This window comes from Moorena sp. SIO4G3 (genome assembly GCF_010692305.1).
In the GTDB taxonomy this organism is placed as follows: domain Bacteria; phylum Cyanobacteriota; class Cyanobacteriia; order Cyanobacteriales; family Coleofasciculaceae; genus Moorena; species Moorena producens_A.
The window spans coordinates 1-7,300 of record NZ_JAAHIG010000420.1; the positions used below are offsets into that span (position 1 = coordinate 1).

The window sequence follows — 7,300 nt, forward strand, 5'->3', positions numbered from 1 at the left end:
AAAGCTGCCGGTTCAGTTAAACAACTTCCGCCAGGAGGAGGTGCAGCAGTTAGCTCAACGCTACGGACTCGACTGGATAGGTCCCGAAGAAGCTAGACAATTAATGGTAATGCTGGGGGGACATCCGGCACTGGTAAACTTAACGCTCTATCATCTTAGTCGCAAGGAGATAACTCTGTCCCAACTGCTAGAAAGTGCTCCCACTGCCACCGGAATTTATGCTAATCACTTGCAGCGTCATTGGGCAACATTGGCAAAACAGCCGGAATTAGCACAAGCTCTTGATACGGTTCTCAAGGCCACTGAACCTGTGCCCTTAGACCCAATCCTAACTCACAAGTTAAGCAGTATGGGGTTGATTAAACTTTCAGGTGCTCAAGCGATCGCAGCTTGTGAATTGTATCGGCGGTTTTTTATTAAAAAGGGAGAACAACAGTTTATGTACACAGCATCTTTATTGTAGTCTAATCATTGATTTAGGGAACAGGGAACAGGGAACAGGGAACAGGGAATAAAATTGGATGTATCTCAGTTATTCGAGAAACCCTAGATCAGTTTTTAATGCTCCTTTCACGATTCAATGTTTTGTTTATTAGTTTTTTAATGAGATTTTATATGAGTTATGAGATGAGTTTTATTAGTTTAATAGGTCAAGAATTAAACTAATATACAACATATGCTTACATAAAATACGGCGGTTTGGATAACTATCAGGTAGACAGGATTGTTTTCCCTCTTACCTCTTCCCTGCTCCCTACTCCCTGCTCCCTGCTCCCTAAAAACATGTACCTCACCTAATTTAAAACGGGTGCATCTCATTTTTGTTATTTGACAAGGTGGTGCGTTACGGGGCGGGCTGTCTAAACCCTGGCTACGAGGCGGAAAATGAGCCCCCCCTAACACACCCTACGCAACTTTTTTACAAATATGAGATGCACCCATTTAAAACCGCTATATTGTGTCTGTTACTCTGATGATGAAAAACTCCGATTCTAAGCTGAAGAGTAAATTGAATTTGGAAACTGGCTCCTTAACAATTGTTGGTACGGGGATTCAATTGGTAAGTCATCTGACTTTGGGGGCGAAAGCCTGGATAGAACAAGCGGACAAGGTTTTATATGCTTTGGCTGACCCAGTAACCGCTAAATGGCTCAAAGAATTGAATGCCACAGCAGAAGCTTTGCCATATAACCGGAACAATCAACGGCGCAGAGACACTTATCAAGAAATGACCGAAAGGATATTGACAGAAGTTCGTAAGGGGCTGAATGTCTGTGCTGTTTTTTACGGTCATCCTGGGGTTTTTGCCAATCCAGTGCAGGCAGCTATTAAACAGGCACATAGTGAAGGCTTCAGAGCACAGATGCTACCTGGGATTTCTGCGGAAGATTGCTTATTTGCTGACCTTGGTCTCGATCCTGGTCGAAACGGGTGTCAAAGTTTTGAAGCAACGGACTTTTTGATTCGACGGCGTAAATTTGACCCCACTAGCCCCTTGATTTTGTGGCAGATTGCCATGGTTGGCAATCTCGGTTTTTACAAACCGGAGGAACAGTTTCGTCCTCTAACCATATTGACCGAGGTCTTAAAGACACATTATGGAGGTGACCATGAAGTGATTGTTTACGAAGCAGCTGTTTATTATCCAGTTTGCAAACCAGTTATCCAGCGTATTCCTCTGTCCAAGCTACCACAGAGCAGTGTTACTGAGGTTTCAACCCTTTATATTCCGCCTCACGCTCTAGCACCTGTGGACAAAGACATGATGGCGCGCTTAGGTATGTCTTTTGTTAAAGAAGCTACAGGGGAGAAACAGATCTGATGACAGCTTATCAACAAACTGCGTCTGACCTCAACTTAGCGATCGCACAGAACCCTGAGAAAGCTAAGGCTCTAGCTCAGCAAGGTGAGGCTGATCGGCTGATGGGAGATTTTGAAGCTGCCCTCGCCAAGTTCACCCATGCCCTTGAGCTAAATTTTAACAACCCTTGGGCTCTCGCTCACCGTGGGCAAACCTACTATCAGATCAAACGTTATCAGGAAGCCCGAACAGATTTTAGCCGCGCTATTGATCTCAACCCTAACTACCTTTGGGCCCTCGCTCACCGGGGCGTAACCTACCGCTTTATGGGGGAAGCATATTACACAATGGCAGTGGCTGACTTGGATCGAGCCATTGAGCTGAAGCCGGATTACCTTTGGGCAATTGCCTATCGCTGCCGCGTCTATGCACTGATCAAGTGCTACAAGCAATCCCTGGCTGATTTTGACCGAGCGATTGCCGTTGACAAAACGATATTTGGGAAAAATTGGCGGATTGAGAGAGGGTTAATCCTTTGCTACGACGGCCAATATGCTGAAGCGATCGCTTGTTGCCAGCAGAGGTTAGAGGAAGTTCCAGATGACACTACAGCTTTATACTGTATTGCAGTGGCTAAGGCTCGCTGGCAGGGATTGACCCAGGCCAAAAGTGAGATTGAGCGTACGCGGTCAGTATTGCGCTCTCAATGGCAGACAGGGGATCGAGGAGATATTCTGTACCGACTGAGCGGCTTAGCCATCTTGGTAGGTAACTGCGAACAAGCATGGGAATATCTACAAGACGCTATTCCTATTAATGATGAAGCCATTGAGTTAGTCGGTCACGACCCAGCTTGGATGGAGTGGCGAGATCACCCGAGAACTCAGGCATTACTCGCTATAGGAAAGGGAGTAGGGAGTAGGGAGTAGGGAGTAGGGATGCAGCGCGGTCTTGGGGGTTTCCCCCATGAGCGACTGCATCAAGACGGGAATATGGCATCAACAATGCTCACAATTCCTACAGGGATTGCTATATAGCATTTTTTAGTTTAATGAGGTACACAGTTTTTTTAGCTTCACACGTCATACCTCTTAGAGGTTCTAAGTTCACTGCTCCCTGCTCCCTGCTCCCTGCTCCCTAAAAACATGTACCTCACCCAATTGAAAACCGCTATAAAGCGTTTCAGACAACAAAGCTCAATCAATTAAGTTTCTAATCACAGTCAAGGAGGAATTTGATACAGATGGATAATAAGACTTGGGCTCTTGCTCAAAAAGCAGAAACTCTTCGCTTGTCAGGAGCCTATGAACAGGCGATAGAGAAATTTGAAGAACTTCAACCTAAGGGTAAGACAGACAATGCTTGGCTCAATGCCCACCTAGGAACAACTTACTACCAGTTGATGGATTATGGTCAGGCCGAAGAGTACTTGAAAAAAGCCGTCGAAAAGAATGATAACTATTTCTGGGCTCATGCACAGCTAGGTGAAACCTACCGTCTACGAGCAATGACAGAAAATGATAAAAAGCAGAAAAAGGAATCTATTAAGTTAGCTATAAAACATTTTGAAAAAGCCCTTGCTCATAAAAGACCAAAAAACAGCAACTATGCCTGGGCATTAGCTCACTTGGGAGCAACCTACCGCCTGAATATTTTTAAGGTTTCACCAGAAGTAGAAGAAGAATTAGAAAAAGGCGATGTGGAATCTCTGATAGAAAGAATAATAGATGAAGACAGTCAAAACAATGCATTGGCTTGTCTTAACAGAGCGATTGAACTTATGCCCACATATGCCTGGGCTTGGGGTATGCGATCGACAGTTCACAGATTAGCTCAAGAATACGAGGAGTCATTGTGGGATTTGGGAGTAGAAACACAAATATCTCCAGACATGGAGACTTTACAACACTCTTATTATCCTGTTTCAAGTTTAGTAAGCAGGAGGGTAAGTCTTTATGAACATGCATTTCTGTTTTTTTATTTAACGAAGAGTGAAGATAACTCAGAAAAGAAAGAGAGATACTATAGTGGAGCGATCGCTTGTGCCCAACAAGTCTTGATCCTGAAGCCAGGGGATTTGATTGGTCAACTCATTCTCAAGATAATTGAAGGTACACAAAAGAAGGAAAAAGATAATGAAAAAGACGACCTTGATGATGATTTTATAAAAGAATGCCGTATACTTATTCACAAAATAGATGCCAACCTTCCTGAGATATGTAAAGCAGTATTGAGATACATGATAAAGGCTGAGCCTGAAACCAAGGAGAAGTTGGAGAAGCTGTTGGAGAAGCTGGCTTCGTCAGAAGGTACGTCAGAACATAAATTAAAGAAGCTTGTTGAGGATGTCCTCAACAATCCTGATATTCAAGCTATTACACCAGAGGCACAATTATGGCTGTGGAAAAACTTCGCATTGGTCGAATTATCTGCCAGTGCTCTTTCCTTCCTTGCTGATTTAAGTAATATTCTGAAATCTGATGATGGAATCTATCATAAGATGACTGGTGAAGCATTGCCTTATCGAGAGCTTGCCTTCATAATCTATAATCAATACGCACTGGAAAGGTTTATTCAAACTCCAACATTTTCAGAAAAAGAACGGGTAGAAACATTTAAGAAATTGTTGCCGTGGATAAAACCACTACCATTAGCTTAGATTCTTGATTCGTGACTAGATTAGACCTCTTGCAAAAGTAGTTTTCTGATAGTATTTGCGTCAATTATTGTCCACTGTTCCCTGTTCCCGTCTTGATGCAGTCGCTCATGGGGGAAACCACGCCAGTTGCTCATGGGGGAGACCCCCAAGACCGCACTGGCTCCCCAAGACCGCGCTGCATCGCTGTTCCCTGTTCCCGACTTCTGCAAGAAGTCTATTAAAAATTAGGAGGATATCTGATGAGTAAACTATTTGATTTATTAACCGATTTGGCCCTTGACCCCAAGAAACAAAGTGTTTTCATCAATAACCCCAGTTCCGTAATGGACAAGGTGGGTTTATCTGAAGCAGAGCAGACGGCGATGATCAGCAAAGAACCTGCTAAAATTGCAGGGTTATTTGCAGACAAACAAGTTCCCCTTGCCCTTACTATGGGCGATCCCGGTCCCGATCCCTTGCCAGATCCAGACCCTTTTCCGATGCCAGATCCAGAGCCTTCTCCATCAGACGAACCAGAAGAAGCGGCGTTGCTGAATTAAGGAATGAATGCGCGGACATCTGGTTTTATTAAAGCCCCCGTTGGTCCCCATCTGTCAAAAAGCGAAGCATCCGCGTTCTTCCCCCCAAAGTTGGGGGGTTAGGGGGGCGGGGGACTTTGAGAGTTTTGTTCCCCCCAGCGAGGGATTGCTCGCTGGGGGGCTAGGCGTAGGGTGTGTTAGGGACGGGCTCGCCAAGACGCAAGCCATAGCAAGTTTTGGGACAGTCAGTCCCGTAACGCACCACCGCGTCAAATAGCATGCATTGAGATGCACCCGTTTTGTTCCCCCCAGAATTGGGGGGCTAGGGGGGCGAAACCATACCCATAATCAGCAACACCGAAGAAGCTGCATTGCTTTTGTAAAGGTGCCCATTCCACCCACCGGGTCAAACAGCTTTTAGGAGATGCACCCCACCTAACCGTTCGGTTAGGTGGGGTGTTTGACTTTACAGCTGTGTTCAGATGAATCGACTTCACTACCTTTAGCTGCAATCCCTCGCTTGGGGGGCTAGGGCGTTTTTTCTTGCCTCGGAGATCCCCCATTATCCCCCTTAAAAAAGGGGGACTTTGAGTATGGCTCCCCCCTTTTTTAAGCTATGCATTAGTCACATCTTTCTTAACAATCCAGAGAGCTGATGGGACGTGAGGCAAGGTGGAATTACTTCATATTACTTAATCCATCATAAAGTGTTATGTTTTTGTTCTTCCATTCAACCTCTATGGGGTACTTCATAATGTAATACAGAAGAATTATGCATTTGGGGTAGCTTGGCGTACGCTATTACTTGCTGACGAACTCAGGGATGATCCAATGTTCGTGAGTAAACTGACAGAGCCACGAACAATTCTGAACTCGGAGGGACTTAAATGAAAGCTTGGGCAGTAGAAGAGCTGCAATATGCAGCAATTAGGGGATGTACGTCGCAAAAAACGGTTGATGCGGATAGGAGCGCGATTTGGCAGCCCAACCGAATGCCAGTGTGCCGCAAGCTTCGGGAAACTTAGCAGCGACCCAGGCAGCCTATAAGTTTTGGCGCATCACCTTACATTAAACCGGAAGCGATCGCATCAGCTCACCAACACAGCACACTAGAACGAGTTAAACTTGAATCGATAGTCATTGCCATTCAGGACACGACAGAACTTAATTTCACCCATCATCCAGCCATCAGAGGTATGGGTTACTTGGACAATTCCAAGACAAGAGGCTTAAAAATTCACTCGGTATTTTGTAGTACTGGCAATGGCATACCTCTAGGTGTATTACATCAACAAGTATGGGCTAGGGATATCGCAGAGTTGGGAAAGAAGCATCAACGACACAAAAAACCCATCTCTGAAAAAGAGAGCCAGCGTTGGTTAACTGCCTTGGATGCTACCCAGAGTCTGATTCGAGATCAAATTACCGTTGTCACAGTGGCTGCGCGCGTTGCCGACATCTATGAGTTGTTCATGCTGCCGCGCCGCCCTTCCTCGGAGTTTCTGATTCGTGCGATGCACAACCGTACAGTCTTTCCCTACCTCTTTTGACCAACAACTCCAACGTCTTGAGCAAGCCATTGGACAAGTAATGCCTTGTGGTCAGCTGAGCTTAGAACTCAGACGAAATCCAGAACGCCTTGCCCGTCAAGCTACCTTGACCCTACGTACTACAACCATTGAGTTACAACCACCAGCTACTCATCCCCAACGGGAGCGCCTCCAACCAATCCGCCTACAAGTCATAAAAGCAGAAGAAGAAAACCCACCACCCGGTGTGGAACCAGTTCGTTGGTTACTCTTGACTACCAATGATGTTACTTGCTTTGAGGATGTGGTGCAATGTTTGCGTTGGTACTCTTATCGTTGGTTGATTGAACGCTATCATTATGTCCTCAAGAGCGGTTGTCGCCTCGAACAACTGCAACTGGAAACTGCCGACCGCATCCACCGAGCTTTAGCCACTTACACCATTGTGGCTTGGCGCTTGTTGTGGATGACTTACTTGGCTCGTTACCACCCTGATACTCCTGGGGATACGGTACTCGAAACCCATGAGTGGCAAGCGCTTTACTGCACTATTCATCAAACACCCTCCCCACCTGAGGTCGCCCCTAATTTGAGGACTTGTGTGCGTTGGATAGCCCAGTTGGGTGGTTTTTTGGCGCGCAATAGAGATGGTGAACCAGGGGTGAAAACCCAATGGCCGGGTCTGCGACGACTGCATGATATCGCACAGACTTGGCTTCTACTTTCCCCCAAAACCACTTCTGGTGTCAAGTCCCATTATGTTAAGAAAGATGTGACTAATGCATAGCTTTTT

General features: G+C 45.7%; 5 protein-coding genes and 1 pseudogene. All 6 read left to right on the plus strand.

The features are described 5' to 3' along the window. The coding region (locus tag F6J99_RS38635) for an AAA-like domain-containing protein (protein ID WP_293121290.1) at nucleotides 1-463 on the plus strand (463 nt) is incomplete at its 5' end. Nucleotides 464-958: 495 nt separating this feature from the next. Next, on the plus strand, nucleotides 959-1,822 hold the full coding sequence (locus F6J99_RS38640; protein WP_293121292.1) for an SAM-dependent methyltransferase: 864 nt from the start codon (nucleotides 959-961) through the stop codon (nucleotides 1,820-1,822). Then, entirely contained in the window at nucleotides 1,822-2,730 is a 909-nt protein-coding gene (locus tag F6J99_RS38645; RefSeq protein WP_293121294.1) for a tetratricopeptide repeat protein, read from the plus strand. The genes F6J99_RS38640 and F6J99_RS38645 overlap by 1 nt, the downstream gene beginning before the upstream one ends. A 314-nt stretch (nucleotides 2,731-3,044) precedes the next feature. Then, nucleotides 3,045-4,460 carry a hypothetical protein gene (locus F6J99_RS38650; protein ID WP_293121296.1) on the plus strand — a complete coding sequence of 472 codons (1,416 nt, stop codon included), beginning with the start codon at nucleotides 3,045-3,047 and terminating at the stop codon, nucleotides 4,458-4,460. A 239-nt stretch (nucleotides 4,461-4,699) separates the two neighbouring features. After that, complete coding sequence (locus tag F6J99_RS38655; RefSeq protein WP_293121298.1) at nucleotides 4,700-4,999, plus strand: hypothetical protein; 300 nt, start codon at nucleotides 4,700-4,702, stop codon at nucleotides 4,997-4,999. Nucleotides 5,000-5,865: 866 nt separating this feature from the next. Next, a pseudogene (locus F6J99_RS38660) lies at nucleotides 5,866-7,294 on the plus strand (IS4 family transposase). The last annotated feature ends 6 nt before the right edge of the window (nucleotides 7,295-7,300 follow it).

Bases quoted from the DNA above. Each gene is read 5' to 3' on its own strand.
- F6J99_RS38645 (WP_293121294.1), top strand. From the start codon at position 1,822: ATGACAGCTTATCAACAAACTGCGTCTGACCTCAACTTAGCGATCGCA.
- F6J99_RS38650 (WP_293121296.1), top strand. From the start codon at position 3,045: ATGGATAATAAGACTTGGGCTCTTGCTCAAAAAGCAGAAACTCTTCGC.
- F6J99_RS38655 (WP_293121298.1), top strand. From the start codon at position 4,700: ATGAGTAAACTATTTGATTTATTAACCGATTTGGCCCTTGACCCCAAG.